Source organism: Streptomyces sp. MNU89 (assembly GCF_020982505.1).
In the GTDB taxonomy this organism is placed as follows: Bacteria; Actinomycetota; Actinomycetes; order Streptomycetales; family Streptomycetaceae; genus Streptomyces; species Streptomyces xinghaiensis.
Genome location: NZ_JAJKLL010000001.1, coordinates 7005398 through 7019196 on the forward strand (window position 1 = coordinate 7005398; position 13799 = coordinate 7019196).

General features: G+C 75.1%; 15 protein-coding genes and 1 pseudogene. 8 read left to right on the plus strand and 8 right to left on the minus strand.

Annotation, left to right across the window (positions count from 1 at the left end):
• Window positions 1–4 precede the first annotated feature (4 nt).
• The 8 genes and pseudogenes from E4N63_RS30140 to E4N63_RS30170 form a co-directional block, all read right to left on the minus strand.
• Complete coding sequence (locus E4N63_RS30140; protein WP_228429632.1) at window positions 5–691, minus strand: pentapeptide repeat-containing protein; 687 nt, start codon at window positions 689–691, stop codon at window positions 5–7.
• The gene (locus E4N63_RS30145) at window positions 684–1370 is read right to left on the minus strand and encodes a DUF6445 family protein (RefSeq protein ID WP_125625814.1); all 687 of its coding nucleotides are present in this window, start codon (window positions 1368–1370) and stop codon (window positions 684–686) included. Before E4N63_RS30145 ends, E4N63_RS30140 begins: the two co-directional genes overlap by 8 nt.
• Complete coding sequence (locus tag E4N63_RS30150; RefSeq protein ID WP_230242249.1) at window positions 1367–2032, minus strand: DUF6445 family protein; 666 nt, start codon at window positions 2030–2032, stop codon at window positions 1367–1369. The genes E4N63_RS30145 and E4N63_RS30150 overlap by 4 nt, the downstream gene beginning before the upstream one ends.
• Window positions 2032–2637: a DUF6445 family protein gene (locus E4N63_RS30155; RefSeq protein WP_125625816.1), complete on the minus strand. Its 606-nt coding sequence runs from the start codon at window positions 2635–2637 to the stop codon at window positions 2032–2034. The genes E4N63_RS30150 and E4N63_RS30155 overlap by 1 nt, the downstream gene beginning before the upstream one ends.
• Complete coding sequence (locus E4N63_RS30160; protein WP_230242250.1) at window positions 2627–3925, minus strand: MFS transporter; 1299 nt, start codon at window positions 3923–3925, stop codon at window positions 2627–2629. Before E4N63_RS30160 ends, E4N63_RS30155 begins: the two co-directional genes overlap by 11 nt.
• Complete coding sequence (locus E4N63_RS30165; protein ID WP_230242251.1) at window positions 3922–4599, minus strand: hypothetical protein; 678 nt, start codon at window positions 4597–4599, stop codon at window positions 3922–3924. The genes E4N63_RS30160 and E4N63_RS30165 overlap by 4 nt, the downstream gene beginning before the upstream one ends.
• A gap of 160 nt (window positions 4600–4759) precedes the next feature.
• Window positions 4760–5092: pseudogene (locus E4N63_RS31630) on the minus strand (methyltransferase domain-containing protein); the annotation flags it as partial.
• 101 nt (window positions 5093–5193) lie between these two features.
• Window positions 5194–5352 carry a hypothetical protein gene (locus tag E4N63_RS30170; RefSeq protein ID WP_019707897.1) on the minus strand — a complete coding sequence of 53 codons (159 nt, stop codon included), beginning with the start codon at window positions 5350–5352 and terminating at the stop codon, window positions 5194–5196.
• A 575-nt stretch (window positions 5353–5927) separates the two neighbouring features.
• Here E4N63_RS30170 and E4N63_RS30175 point away from each other — a divergent pair.
• From E4N63_RS30175 to E4N63_RS30210, 8 genes are all read left to right on the plus strand, one after another.
• Window positions 5928–6155, plus strand: a complete 228-nt coding sequence (locus E4N63_RS30175; protein ID WP_050363872.1) for a FeoA family protein — start codon at window positions 5928–5930, stop codon at window positions 6153–6155.
• On the plus strand, window positions 6152–8431 hold the full coding sequence (gene feoB, locus E4N63_RS30180) for a ferrous iron transport protein B (RefSeq protein WP_125626615.1): 2280 nt from the start codon (window positions 6152–6154) through the stop codon (window positions 8429–8431). The genes E4N63_RS30175 and feoB overlap by 4 nt, the downstream gene beginning before the upstream one ends.
• Window positions 8428–8700, plus strand: coding sequence for a FeoC-like transcriptional regulator (locus tag E4N63_RS30185; protein ID WP_230242252.1), 273 nt, complete (start codon window positions 8428–8430; stop codon window positions 8698–8700). Before feoB ends, E4N63_RS30185 begins: the two co-directional genes overlap by 4 nt.
• Before the next feature lie 197 nt (window positions 8701–8897).
• A complete protein-coding gene (locus tag E4N63_RS30190) occupies window positions 8898–9587 on the plus strand; it encodes a FadR/GntR family transcriptional regulator (RefSeq protein ID WP_230242253.1) in 690 nt (229 codons plus the stop codon).
• On the plus strand, window positions 9584–11119 hold the full coding sequence (locus tag E4N63_RS30195) for a hypothetical protein (protein ID WP_230242254.1): 1536 nt from the start codon (window positions 9584–9586) through the stop codon (window positions 11117–11119). Before E4N63_RS30190 ends, E4N63_RS30195 begins: the two co-directional genes overlap by 4 nt.
• Entirely contained in the window at window positions 11116–11535 is a 420-nt protein-coding gene (locus E4N63_RS30200) for a hypothetical protein (RefSeq protein ID WP_230242256.1), read from the plus strand. The genes E4N63_RS30195 and E4N63_RS30200 overlap by 4 nt, the downstream gene beginning before the upstream one ends.
• A 22-nt stretch (window positions 11536–11557) precedes the next feature.
• Entirely contained in the window at window positions 11558–12988 is a 1431-nt protein-coding gene (locus E4N63_RS30205; protein WP_230242258.1) for a GMC family oxidoreductase, read from the plus strand.
• Window positions 12989–13275: 287 nt separating this feature from the next.
• Complete coding sequence (locus E4N63_RS30210) at window positions 13276–13635, plus strand: hypothetical protein (protein ID WP_230242260.1); 360 nt, start codon at window positions 13276–13278, stop codon at window positions 13633–13635.
• Window positions 13636–13799 lie beyond the last annotated feature (164 nt).

Below are 13799 nucleotides of genomic sequence, written 5' to 3' on the forward strand. Positions count from 1 at the left end.
TCCTTCACACGCGGGCGTTGACGGGCTTGGGCAGGTGCGTCCCCCGGTAGTCCGCGCGCTCGATGTCCGCACCCTCGGTGAACGCCTCGTCGAAGGACACGTCCCAGACGTACGCGGACCAGAAGTCCGCTCCGCGGAAGGCCGCTCGCCGGCAGGTGGACTCGCGCAGGTCGGAGTGGCGGAGGTCGGTGCGCCGCAGGTCGGCCTCGGTGAGGTCCGCGCCGAAGAGGCTGGCCCGGCGCAGCGTCGCTCCCGAGAGATCGGCGGAGCGCAGGCCGGCGCGGGCCAGGTCGGCGCTCTCCAGCCGGCTGCCCGAGAGGTCGGCGCCGGAGAGGTCCGCACCGGTCAGCCGGGCCCCCGTCAGGTCCGCGCCCCGCAGGTCCGCGCCGCGCAGGTCGGTTCCGGCACCGTGGCCGCGGAGCAGGAGCCAGCCGTCGACGAGCGCCAGCGTGCGCAGGCCGGTCTCCTCCTTGACGACGAGGGCCAGGGTCCGCATGCCCAGACCGGCCGCGGCGACCTCGGCCGCGGTCCGCGCCAGGGGCACTCCGGCGGCGGGCAGGGGAGAGGCAAGGACCGGGTCGGTGCCGGCGGGCCCCCGCAGCCGGCCGTCCAGCGGCAGCAGGCCGCAGCCGCCGGGGCCGGCCGTGTCGTCGCCGACCTCGGCCAGCACCACATCCAGCAGGCTATGCACGGGTTCTGCTCCTCTCGTCACCCGTCCGGGGAGACCGGGCGGGCTCGCCTTCCATGAAGAAGAAGTTCTGGGTGAGCCGGCCTTCCTCGGGGGCGTCGCCGAACAGCTCGGTGATGCCGTGGAAGAGGCGGCCCCCTCGGAAGACGACGCACCGGTTGTAGGCCAGCTCCACCTCGTGGAGGGTTTCCCACCGGTCCTCCGAGGCGGTGTCCCGCAGGACGTACCGCTCGTCGAACTCCTCCCTGCTCCGGCAGCCGAAGCGGGCCAGCTCGCCGCCCGCCGGGACCCGGTCCAGGCCGGTGGGGAGGTGGCGGTAGAACCCCAGCCCGCCCCGGGCGTGTTCGGCCGGCGAGAGGTAGACCACGGCCGTCCAGTCGACGAAGTCGAGGTGCACGCGGGTCTGCCCGGAGTCGGACCGGGTCGCGATCCGGAACTTGCCGAACACCAGCTGCCGGGGGTCGTGGGAGACGGGGGTGCCGACGATCTCCGCCAGGCGCCGGGCGTGCCCCTCGGAGGCGTAGGCCCTGACGCTCTCCCGGCCGGGGAAGTTCGCCGCCTCGCCGAAGCCGCGGTACTCGGCCGCGAGGGCCAGTTCCCTGACGCGGTCCGGGTCCTGGTAGAAGCCGTCGACGACCAGGAGGTCACCGCCGAGCGCGCGCTCGACGCGGGGGGCGGTCACCGCACCGCCGCTTCCGCCGGGGCCGGCATCCGGCGCACCGCGCCGGGGACGGAACGGACCTCGTTGAAGAAGAAGTTGTGGGTGATCCGCGCGTTGGCCGGACGGTCCCCCAGTCCGCCGAGCGGCGCGTGGTAGAGCTCGCAGCCGCGGAAGAGCACCAGCCGGTTGTAGACCGGGGCGACCCAGTCCGTCAGTTCCCACTTGCCGAGGTCGGCCATGTCGCGCCGGGCGACCCCCTCCTCGAAGGCGTCGGCGTCGGCGAACCCGAGCGACCTCGCCACCCGGTCGCTGGGCGGCCGGCTGAACCCCGTCTCCCGGTGCCGGAAGAACCCGGTGCCCGCGGCGGCGGGTGCGCCGGGGGTGAGGTAGACCATGCCGGCCCAGTCCACCGCGGTGTCCGCGTGCACCTTGGTGGCGCGCCCGGTCTCCTCGGTGATCACCCGGAAGCCGCCCCACGTGAGCCGGTCCCCGTCCACGTGGACCGCCGACCCCACGATCCGCTCGATCGCCCGCTGGAGCGCGTCCGTGCTGAGCGCCTTGTTGCTCTGCCAGCCCGGGTAGTTGTACCGGCTCGCGCTCTTGAAGTCGGAGCGGAGCGCGGCGGCCCGCACGCTGTCCGGGTCGGCGTAGAAGTCGTCGACGACGATCAGTCTGCTGCGCATCACGAGGCCCTCTCTTCGTCGAAGAAGAAGCGCTGGGTCAGGCGTCCGTCGGACGGGCTGGTGCCGAAGCCCGAACTCGCCCGGTGGAAGCGGGTGCCGCCGCGCAGCAGGACCAGGCGGTTGTAGACCATGCTGACGCGGGACATCTCCTCCCATGCCTCCGGCCGCACCTTGTCCGGGAAATAGACGTCCTTCATCCAGTGCTCGCGGTCGTCGTAGCCGAGCTCCACGGCCTTCGCGTCGTCCGGCGGGCCCAGGAGGCCGCTGTCGCGGTGCCGGAAGAAGGACAGGCCGCCATCGCACCGGCCGGGCGGGACCAGGTAGACGATGCCCGCCCAGTCGGTGTCGTCGTAGTGGGTGGTCAGCGGGACGTTCGCGGACTCCCCGGTGAAGGCGAACACGCCGAAACCCATCACCGCCGGGTCGTACCGCACGCGGATGCCGAGGATCTCGCCGAAGGCCTCGGCGACCCCGCGCCCGGCGAAGGAGTTGTAGGTCTCGGCGTCGTAGGTACGGCCCTCGTCGGTCTTCTGCGGTGACCAGTCCCCCCTTTCCAGGGCCAGGGCGCGCACCCGGTCCGGGTCCGCGTAGAAGTCATCGACCACCTGAAGCGTCTTGTCGATCGGACTCTCCTCTCTTCCCTGTGACGATGCGGTCGTCCCCGAGGCGGAGCCGGAGGAATCCGGCGAGCAGCAGATACGCCGCGCCGCTTGCCAGGTAGGGGACCCGCAGGGCGTCCCGCAACCCGAGTGGTCCGGCGGCGGCCTCGACGAGGAGTCCGCCCAGGAGCATGCCAACGGCGCTCATTCCGAACGTCACCGTGCGGAAGGTGGCGTTGACCCGGCCGAGCTTCGCGTCGGGCACCGCCAGCTGCCGTACGGTCAGCGTGGTGACGCTCCAGAGCGCCACGCCGGCGGAGGCGAGCGCGTACAGCCCGACGACGACCGGCACGGTCGACATCAGACCGACGCCGAGGAAGCACAGAGCCATCACCCACAGCGCCGCCGTCAGCGAACGCTCCACGCCCCACCGGTCCAGCAGCCGGCGCGCGTACTGGCTGCCGGCGACGCCCCCGAGGGCCGCGCAGGAGAGCAGCAGCGCGTAGCCGAGGGCGTCGAGGCCGAGGGTCTCGCGGACGAAGAGCACCTGGCCCGCGAGCATGGTCGCGTAGAAGCTGTTGAGGACCACGGCGCTGGCCGCCAGGACGCGCAGGAGCGGGTCCCGCCACACCAGCTTCAGGCCGGCGCCCAGCTCCGCCCGGACCGAGCCGTTCTCGGTGGGCGCGGGCGGCGGCGGGTCGGTCACCCGGCGCCGCATCAGCAGGAGCGCCCCGGCGGAGGCACCGTTGAGCAGGGCGTTGCCCAGGAACGGTACGGCCAGCCCCGATTTGAGGAGCAGGCCGCCGAGCGGCCGGCCCACGAAGTCGTTCGAGAGGATCTGGCTGGCCCGGACGTGGCCGTTGGCCCGTGCCAGGCTCTGTCCGGGGACGAGCAGGGGAACCGCCGTGTCGGCGGCGACGCCGTAGGCCACCTCGGTCGCTCCGAAGAACAGGGCGAAGAGCGCCAGCACGGCCACCGGTACGTCGGTGGCCAGGAGCAGCACCCCCAGCACCAGCATGGCGGCGGCCCGCGCGGCGCCGGTGACGGCCATCAGCCCGACCCTGGGCAGCCGGTCCACGAGGGCGCCCACGGGGAGCGCGAACAGCAGCCACGGCAGTCGCTCCGCCATCGCGACCAGCGCGATGGAGAAGGCGTTGTCGGTGACCGTGGCCGCCGCCCAGGTCAGCGCGATGAGCGTCATCCCGTCCGCGAGGCTGCCCGCCGTCAAACAGGACCAGAAGAGCCAGAACCGCGACGGCAGCGACGACTTCCGGGGAGGAGCCGGTGCGCTCATGAGGCGGCCGTCACGGCACTCGTCCGCTTCAGCAGGCGGTTCGTCCAGGACCACTCGGGCACCAGCGGGTTGGCGGCCATGGCGAGGGCCTGGGGGAGAGCGGTCCTGGTCAGCCACTCGGGATGCTCCGCGGCCAGCGACTCCGCCTCCTCCGCGATCCAGTCGCCGTACCACCCGAGCGAGGTGTCCCCGCCGAACGTGAGCGCGGCCGCGACGGTGGGCAGCAGGGCCGCGGCGGGGTGCCCGCGCCGGGCGAGCTCCAGGGTCGTCGGGACCGCCACCTCCCGGCGCCGGTAGAACTCCCGGGTCCCCACGGCGGAGGCGTCGGCACCGGCGGCCTCGGCGTGGGCCCGGACCTCGGCCAGCATCTCCGGCCAGCGCCGGGCCATTTCGGCGTCCAGCTGCTCCGGGGTGCGGGGTACCGCCCGGTCGGCGTCGCCCTCGGGCGGGTCCGCGGCCACGCGGAAGTCCGCCGCGCGGGCCAGCCGCAGCCGTTGCAGCGCCAGCACGGCCTCGTCCGTACGGGAGAGCCGCGCGCCGCGGCCCGCCTCCGCGCCGCGGCCCGTCTCGGAGGGGACGTCTTCCCGGGTGTCCCGGAGAACGACCGTCATATTGCGGCGGCAGGAGAGGTAGGCGGCGTGCGGCCAGAGGGGGGCCAGCAGGCCGGCGAGCACGTGCTGGGGACGGCGGGGCGAGGGGCCGCAGGTGTTCGGGCAGTCCCCAGGCGTTGAGCAGGGCCGTGCCGCCCGGCGCGACGGCGCCGCGCACCCGGCGCCAAAAGGGCTCGGTGAGCAGGAAGTCCGGGTACGACTCGCCCGCGTAGACGTCGATCACGACGAGGTCGTAGCGCTCGCTCCCGTCGAGGAAGGCGGACGCGTCGGCCACCACGGTGCGGAAGTCGGTCCCGGGGAAGTGCTGCCGGAAGAGCGCGCGCGTCACCGTCACCATGTCCGGGTCGAGGTCCACGGCCGTGACGCGGCTCCCGGGCGACGCCGCGAGCAGGGGACGGAGCGATCCGCCGTACCCCAGGCCCAGCACACAGACCGTGTCCGCCGGGCCGGCCAGCGGGCCGACCGCGAAGTCGTCGGGCTGGTTGCCCACGAAGACCCGGTCGCCGGCGAGCAGGGTGGCCGAGGTGCTCAGCAGCAGGGGGGACGCGCTGTACATTCCACTCCTAGCGGGCGGTCACGGTGCCACGGTCGGGGACCGCCGGCGCGCGAGGCGAGCTCGCACCAGCGGTCCCCGAGCGAGTAGCGGACGCGGGCAGGTCAGGACAGTGCCAGCACGTCGTCGACCTCGGCCTGCTCGTCCTCGCTCAGCGGGACGAAGGTCGCGAACATCGGCATGTTGTTGTTCGAACAGCGGGAGTACACCGCGTGGTCGAACTCCTCGAACAGGGGCTCGTCGTTCTGCGCGTGCTCGGCCATGTGCTCTCCTATCGGAAAAGGGAACTCGCATCGCTCGCTTGCGCCGGCACCGGACTGCCCAACTCCCTCGGTACACACGGTAGTTCGGCGTTCCGTAGACGGTTGGCCGAATCATGCCCAAGACGCGGACGATCGGCAAGAGGCCGCCGCCACAGGGCAGCGCAGGACGCGCGGGGCCTTTCCTTTGATATCGGACACCCGGGAACCGGGACGTGTGATTCCAGATGCGGCAGTGCCGGGTGGGAAGGCGGAACAGCGGCAGGCGGTACTCGCTCCGGTGGCCCGGCGGCTGGATCCGGCCACCCGCGCGATCGCCGGCGCGTCGCACATCCGGACCGCGTCACTCCGGGCGCCGCACCCGGGAGGTGCCGGCGGCCGTGCCCCGCCCACGGCCGCCGGGCCCGGCTCCGGGCAGGGCCGACCGGCCCGCTCATCGGGGCCATTGGTCCCGCCGGATCACCCCCGGCACGGACGTATATTAGGCATGCCTAACCTCAGGTCGGTTCAGGTAGGCCAGGGCCGGACCGTGTTCCGCCCCTGCCGGACGGCTCCCGGCCGGGACGAAGGGGCGAACCGTGACTCTGTACGAATGGCGGACCTCCGAGCCCGTCCGGCTGCGCCGGATCGCGGCCGACCGCGAGCTGCGGCTGCGCCTCCTCGAACTGGGCTTCGTCCCCGGGACCGAGCTGCGCGTGCTCGCCCGGGGGCTCGCGGGCGGGCTCGTGGTCGCGCACGGTGACACCCGGACCGCGCTCGACAACCGCACGGCCGCGGCACTCGTCGTCCACGGAGCGCCGGAATGAAGCCCTGCTGTGAGGCCCACGGCGCGGCCGCGCCCCCCGGCGCGACGGTGGCCCGCGACGACGCGCCCCTCCGGGTCGTCCTCGTCGGCAACCCGAACACGGGGAAATCCACCCTGTTCAACGCCCTCACCGGCGCCCGCCGGAAGGTCGGCAACTGGCCGGGCAAGACGGTCGAGGTCGCCTCCGGCACCTGGCGGCCCGCGGCCCGGGGAACCGGGGGAGCCGGGGCGCACGTCATGTCGGTCACCGACCTCCCCGGCACGTACAGCCTCGTCCCCGCCTCGCCGGACGAGGAGCTGACCCAGGACCTTCTCGTCTCCGCGGACCCGGCCGAGCGGCCCGATGTGGTGGTGGCGGTCCTCGACGCGGCCAACCTGGCCCGGAACCTCTATCTCTGCGCCCAGCTCAAGGACACCGGCGTGCCGCTCGTGGTGGCGCTCACCATGACCGACATCGCCGGGCAGCGGGGCCTGCGGATCGACGACGCCGCCCTCGCGGCCGGGATCGGCGCCCCGGTGGTACCGGTGTCCGCCCGGGAGGGACGCGGCCTGCCGGAACTCGCGGCCGCGGTCGAACGGGCGCACCGGCACGGGGAGGCGCCGCCTCCGGCGGCCCTCGGCGAGCCGGTCGAGTCGGCCGTACGGGACCTGCTCCGGGTCCTGGCGCGGCAGGCTCCCGGCGAGCGCCGCCCCGCGCGCTGGGTCGCGCTGCGGCTGCTCAGCGGTGCGCGGGTGCCCGGCGTTCCGGAAGAGGTGCCGGCACTGGCGGCGCGGCTGGGGGAGCGGCTGGCCGCCGGGGCCCGGTCCGCGGCGGAGGGCCGCACCGGACAGGAGGGCACCGGACAGGAGGGCAACGGGGAGGACGGCCGCGGCGGCGCGGGCGCGCGGGACGAGACGTACGACGAGGACTGGGACGTGCAGACCCTCCTCGCCGAGGGCCGCTACGCATGGGTGCACCGGGTCATGGCGGCCGCCGTGCACCGCGGCGGGGACGCCGGCACCTCCCGCGCCACCCGCAGCGACCGCGTCGACCGGGTGCTCACCTCCCGCCTCTTCGGCCTGCCTGTCTTCCTGGCCTCGATGTGGGCCGTCTTCCAGACCACCACCACCCTCGCCGCCCCGCTGCAGACCGGGCTGTCCGACTTCTTCGCCGGGCCCGTCGCCTCCTTCGCGGCACGGCTCACCGGGGACCCGGACGGCAACCCGCTCGCGGGGCTCGTCGTCCACGGGATCGTTCCGGGCGTCGGGCAACTGCTGTCCTTCGCACCGCTGATCGTCATCATGTTCGTCCTCCTCGGCCTGCTGGAGGACTCCGGGTACATGGCGCGCGCCGCGTTCCTCGTCGACCGCCTGATGCGGACGATCGGCCTGCCCGGCAAGGCGTTTCTGCCGATCATCGTCGGCTTCGGCTGCAACGTCCCCGCGCTCTCGGCCGCCCGCATCCTCGGCGACCGGCGGCAGCGGCTGCTGCTCGGCATGGTGCTGCCCCTCGTCACCTGCAGCGCGCGGCTGACGGTCTACATCCTGATCGCCGGCGTCTTCTTCGGCAGCAGTGCCGGGACCGTGGTGTTCTTCCTGTACGTGCTGTCGGTGCTGCTGGTGGTCGGCGCCGGACTGCTGCTGCGTCCCCTGCTGTTCGGGGGAGCGCGCGCCGACGCCCTCGTCCTCGAACTGCCGCCCTACCGCCTGCCCCTGCCGCGGGTCGTCGCGGCCCAGGCCCGGCAGAAGCTCGCCGCCTTCCTGAAGACCGCGGGAGGCGTCATCGTCGCCACGGTCGCCGCCGTGTGGCTGCTGTCCTCCATCCCGCTGGGCGCCGCCCAGGACGGAGCGGGCGCAGACAGGGGCTTCGGCCGGGTCGCCGTCGAGGACAGCGCCTTCGGCGGGGTCTCGCGGGCGGTCGCCCCGGTGTTCGCCCCGGCGGGCTTCGGCGACTGGCACGCCTCCGCGGCCCTGATCCCCGGCTTCGTCGCCAAGGAGGCCGTGGTCTCGACGATGGCGCAGACCTACGGCACGGAGGAGCCGGCCGACGGCCGGAAACCCGGAACGCTCGGCGAGGAACTGCGGCGCACCTTCGACCACTCCTCCGGCGGCCACGGCGCCGCCGCCGCCCTCGCCTTCATGGTCTTCCTGCTGGCCTACACACCGTGCGTGGCGACGGTTGCCGCGCAGAGTTCGGTGATCGGCCGCCGTCTGACGCTCTGGAGCATGGTGACGATGATGGCGATGGCATGGCTCCTGGCGGTGGCCGTCTTCCAGGTGGGAAGGCTCATCACATGAGCCCGCTGCGCCGGGTGCTCACGGCGGTGACGGAGGGCCGCGCCCGCACCCTGGACGACCTGGCCCGGGAAGCCGGGGTGTCCCGGGACGAGGCGTCGGCGATGCTCGACTACTGGGTGTCCCGGGGACGGCTGACCCGCGAGGAGATCACCCCCGGCTGCCCGCCCCGGGGCTGCGGCGGCTGCCCGATGGCGTCCGGCTGCACCACGAGAACCCCCGGCAGCGCCCCGGCCCTCATCACCATCGGTGTCCGCCCGCTGCGCTCCTGACGCCGGGCCCGTACGGGGCCGCCGCCCCTCGGGCGAGAGTGCCGCCGCGGCGGATCCCGACCGTGGAGGATCGCGGCATGGGCCAAGGAGTCGAACGAGTCGGCGAACAGGAGGGTTGACCGAGTCGGCGGCTGTTGGTTGAGTGGCTCATCCACTGAGCCAATCCGGCTCGGGTCAACGCTCCCGGGAGGGATGCCGTGGAGGCGCTGCCTCGTCAGACCATCGTCGACGTACTGGAGGACCGGCTGCGCGAGGACATCCTCGCCGGCCGGCATCCGGTGGGCGACTACCTGCCGCCCGAGCGCGAACTGGCGCACGGCTACGGCGTCACCCGCACCACCCTCAAGCACGCCTTCGGCCGGCTGGTCCAGGCCGGGCTCCTGGAGACCCGGCACGGCGTGGGCACCCGCGTCCGCGACTACGCCCGCCTGGGCGGGGCGGACCTGCTGCCGATGCTCGTGCGGCACAGCTCCGGCTGGATCGGCGAGGTCTTCGAAGTACGGCGCGCCGTCGGCGCGTTGATCGCCGAACGCGCCGCCGTCCGGGCCACCGCGGCCCAGCGGGACGGGCTCCGTGCCCTGCTGGCGGCGGTGGCCGCGGCCGAGTGCGCGGACGCCGTGCAGCTCGCCGACGTCGAAGTGCACCGGGCCCTGGCCAGGGCGACCGGCAACCGCGTCTACGTCCTCCTCACCAACACCCTCTTCCAGGCCTATCTGCCCATCCGCTCCGCGCTGGCCGCGCCCTTCGGGGACCCGGCGGCCGCCCACGACCGGCTGGCCCCGGTCGTCGAAGCGGTCGTGGCCGGCGACGGCGGGGCCGCCCACGCGGCGGCCGGCGAGTACCTCGCCGCCACCGAACGGATCATGCTGGCGGGAGAGGACTCATGAGCCCGCGGGAGACGCGTTTCAGCGAGACGATGCTCGGCACCGTCCACCTCGACGGCCGCGAGCCGCCGCGGCGCATACGCCTCGACCTGCACGCCCGGGCCGACGGTGTGCTGCGCCCCTGGGCCACCACCCGCGCCGGGCTCACCGGCCGCGTCCGGATCAGCGGCCTGGCCGACGACCCGTACGCCACGGGCGAGTTGGAGATCTCCCCGCTCGCCCGGCGGCGCATCCGCTACCGCCTCCCGTTCACCGCCGGAGACCGCCGGCTGCTCCTGGACGGCTGGAAGTCGGTGACGCCCGCCCGCCCCCTCACCTCGATGACCCGGCTGCCGTTCACGCTGTACGAGGACGGGACGCGTGTGGGCGAGGGCACGCTGCGCTTCCCACTGGCCACCGGGCTCCTGCCGTTCCTGGCGAGCTTCCGCTTCCCGCGCCCGGCGGGCCGGCGGAACACGCAGACCCCGGACAGCCGGCAGACCCCGGTCGGCCCGGAAGCGGACGGCCGCCACCTCGCCCCCCGGTGGGACGGCACCGCCGGGCGCACGGAGGTCTGGTACACCACCCTGACCGACCCGGCGACCGGCACCGGGATCTGGCTCCACCACGAACTGACCGCCCCGACCGACGGCTCCCGTCCCTACGCGCACGGCTGGGCGGCCGCGTTCCCCCAGGACGGTCCCGTACGGCACGCCCGTTTCGGGCCCGTACCGTGGCCCGGGCGGTCACCCGTCGGCGAAACCGCAGGCCAGAACACCGACGGGTCCGTCCGGGAGCCGGAAGCGGAGAGCGCCGACGGAGCCGGGCCCGGGCCCGCCCCGGACGACGGCTTCACCGCCGGCGGCGTCCTGGCCGTACCCGGCCGGCTGGCGGGCCGGGCGGGCGGCTTCTCCTGGGACCTGGCCGAACGGGCCGGGGAACCACCCTGTTCACCTTCCCCGCTGGTCCTGGCGCCGCCCCTCCTCCCCGCGGCACAGATGCTGCCCGCCGCACGGGCCTCCTACGACGGCGTCTTCTCCTACGAGGGCCGCACCCTCGCCGTGCGCGCCGCCCCCGGCGCCTCCGCCCGCATCTACGGGCACGGCAACGCCCGCCGCTGGGCCTGGCTCCACGCGGACCTCGGGAAGGACGGCGTGCTGGAGATCGTCGCCGCCGTCTCGACCCGCCCGGGGCTGCGCCGCCTGCCCCCGCTGGTCTTCCTGCGCCTCCGGCACGGCGGCCGCACCTGGCCCCGGCGGGCCGAGCGCTCCGCCGCGGGCTGGGCGGGCCCCGGCCGGTTCCGGGCCCGAATCGGCCTGCCCACCTGGACGGTGACGGGCCGTGCCGGGCTCCGCCGCATCCGCGTCGAGGTCACCCAGCCGCCCGGGCGCACCCTCGCGCTGGAGTACCGGGACCCGGACGGCAGCCTCTCCGTCTGCCGCAACAGCGAGACCGCCGACGCCCGCATCCTCCTGGAACGCTGGTGGGGCCACTGGCGCCCGGAGAAGGAGTGGACGCTGGCGGGCACCGCGCACGCGGAGGTGGGCAGCCGGTGAGCCTGCACGCGCTCGCCGCCGCCCTCCTCGCCGACGACGGCACCGAACCCTGGACGGCGGGCGTGGGGGACCGGCTCGAAGCCGCCGTCGCGGCCATGCCCGCCCACGCCCGGCTCGGACTGCGGGCCGCCGCCGCGGCCGCCGACGGCTACGCCCTGGCCCGCACCGGGCGGCGGCTCGGCGCCCTCACCGCCGGGGAGCGCGAGACGGTGCTCGCCCCGCTGGCCGCCCGCCCCGGGCTCACGGCCCTGCTCGACATGGTGAAAATGCCCGTCATCCTGGCCGGAGGCACCGAACGGATGCTCCACCACGGGCCCGGACCGGCGGGCACCGCCCCGGCCCGCCGCCGCGGGACCCCCGCTGGACTGCACCCCGCCGCCCACTGGCCGCCCGCAGCACCGCCGACGCCCTCGTGATCGGTTCCGGAGCCGGGGCGCCATGGCCGCGCGGACCCTGGCACGGGCGGGGATGTCCGTCGTGGTCCTGGAGGAGGGCGAGCACCACACCACCGGCTGGTTCGCCGCCCGCCCGCCGCTGGAACGGTTCACGCGGCTGTACCGCGACGGCGGCTCCTCCTTCGCCGTGGGCGTTCCGCCGGTGCTGCTGCCGCAGGGCCGCGCGGTGGGCGGGACCACGGTGGTCAACGCGGGCACGTGCTACCGCACCCCGGACCACGTCCTGCGCCGCTGGAGCGACGGCCTCGGGTTCCGTCTCGCCGAAGGCTTCGGCCCCTTCCTGGACGAGGCCGAGCGCACCCTGCGGGTCGCCCGCCAGCCCCTGGACGTCCTGGGAGGCAACGGCCGGCTGGCGCTCACCGGGGCGGAGCGGCTCGGCTGGCGGGCGGCACCGCTGCGCCGCAACGCGCCCGGCTGCCGGGGCGCCCGCGCGTGCGTGGCGGGCTGCCCGAGCGGTGCCAAACAGAGCGTGCAGCTGTCCGTGCTGCCCGAGGCCTGCGCCGCGGGGGCCCGGATCGTCACCGGAGCCCGGGTGTCGCGGATCCTGGTGGACCCCGACGGCCCCGGCGGTCCGCGCGCGGCGGGCGTACGCGTACGGCGGCGCGGCGGCGGGGAGGCGGAGATCCTGGCACCGCTGGTGGTGGTCGCCGCCGGAGCCGTACAGACACCGCTGCTGCTGCGGCGCTCGGGCCTGGGCGGGCATCCGCGGCTCGGCCGGAACCTCAGTGTGCACCCGGCGACGAGCGTCGCGGGACGGTTCGCGGAGGACGTCACCGCCGGGCCCGGCGTCCTGCAGAGCGTGGGCGTGGAGGAACTGCGCGGGGACGGCATCCTCATCGAGGCGACTGCCGCGCCGCCGGGCATGGGGAGCTTCGTCCTGCCGGGCGCGGGACGGGAGTTGCGGCGCGAGCTGGAGGAGAGCGGACATCTGGCGACGCTGGGCGCCATGATCGGTGACCGCCCGTCGGGACGGGTTCTGGGCCGCGAACGGGCCCTGGTCCGCTACGACCTGGACCGCCGCGACGGGGACCGGCTGATGCGTGCCGTACGGGCGATGGGCGCGGTGCTGTTCGCGGCCGGCGCCGAGGAGGTGCTGACGGGCCTTCCGGCCGCCCCCCGGGCCCGTTCCCTCGACGGGCTCGACGAGGCGCTGGCCCGCGGCGGTCCGCGGGCGCTCCATCTGTCGGCGTTCCACCCGAGCGGTACGGCCGCCGCCGGGAGCGATCCGCAGCGCTCCCCGGCGGATCACGTGGGCCGGTTGCGAGGGGTGCGGGGTGTGCTGGTCGCGGACGCGTCGGTCCTGCCGAGCTGCCCCGAGGTGAACCCGCAGCTGAGCATCATGGCGGCCGCGCTGGCCGTCACCCGGGCCTGCGTGGAGCGCGGGGGCGCGGGCGGGGCGCCGGCCGGCGGCTGAGCGGCCGGGCACGGCGGGATGAGCGTTCGCCGCCTCCGCTCCGTATGGACGGGGGTGACACCGCGGCGGCGTGGTTCCGGTCTGGTCCGGACCGGCTCTCCGCTCCGGCCGCGGGCGTCACACCGGGAGGCCCCGACCACGGACGCACGGCCGGCCGCGGGCAGGCTCCCGTCTCCTGTCAGTGAAGGACCGAGAGGTGAGCATGTCGCGAGCAAGGGGCAGGAACCGAAAGTACCGGGTGATGGTCCTCGGGCTGGCGGGGCCGCGGTGGTGGCCGGGGAGTGGCCGTGACCGGGGCGTTCGCCGGGCAGGAGGGCGCCCCGCCGGACGGGCGGCAGGCCGCCGCCCAGGTCATCAGCTGCCCGTCGGCGGACGGCCGGCTGCCGGAGATCCCCGCACAGGCCCGCGCCGAGGTCGACCGCGAACTGGCGGGCCTGGAGCAGCAGATCGCGGAGGCGAACGAACGGCTGATCCGCTCGCAGGGCGAGGGCGGCCCCAACTTCGTGCAGAACGCCATCCTGGGACCGCTGGAGGACAAGCGCGGCGCCGTGCTCGACCGCATCGGACAGGCGATCGACCGCGAGGGCGGCGAGCGACCCCAGGGGCTGGACGCCCTCGACACCTGCGGGCTCAACGAGGCGCCGTAATACGGGATTTCACGGCCCCGGCGGCGATCTGAGCAGCCGGGCCCGACCCGTTGTGAGACCGGCACGGGACGGGGCGGCCGCACGAGCGCCGCCGGGGCCCGGCCCCGGCACGGACGCCGACGGCCGCCCCGCGCCCGGCCCCGAGCCCCGCCCGCGCCCGGCCG

What these genes read in the sequence shown, in the direction of transcription:
- E4N63_RS30195 (WP_230242254.1), top strand. Translation starts at nt 9,584, where the DNA reads ATGAGCCCGCGGGAGACGCGTTTCAGCGAGACGATGCTCGGCACCGTC.
- E4N63_RS30205 (WP_230242258.1), top strand. Translation starts at nt 11,558, where the DNA reads ATGGCCGCGCGGACCCTGGCACGGGCGGGGATGTCCGTCGTGGTCCTG.
- E4N63_RS30150 (WP_230242249.1), bottom strand. Translation starts at nt 2,032, where the DNA reads ATGCGCAGCAGACTGATCGTCGTCGACGACTTCTACGCCGACCCGGAC.
- E4N63_RS30185 (WP_230242252.1), top strand. Translation starts at nt 8,428, where the DNA reads ATGAGCCCGCTGCGCCGGGTGCTCACGGCGGTGACGGAGGGCCGCGCC.
- E4N63_RS30170 (WP_019707897.1), bottom strand. Translation starts at nt 5,352, where the DNA reads ATGGCCGAGCACGCGCAGAACGACGAGCCCCTGTTCGAGGAGTTCGAC.
- feoB (WP_125626615.1), top strand. Translation starts at nt 6,152, where the DNA reads ATGAAGCCCTGCTGTGAGGCCCACGGCGCGGCCGCGCCCCCCGGCGCG.
- E4N63_RS30160 (WP_230242250.1), bottom strand. Translation starts at nt 3,925, where the DNA reads ATGAGCGCACCGGCTCCTCCCCGGAAGTCGTCGCTGCCGTCGCGGTTC.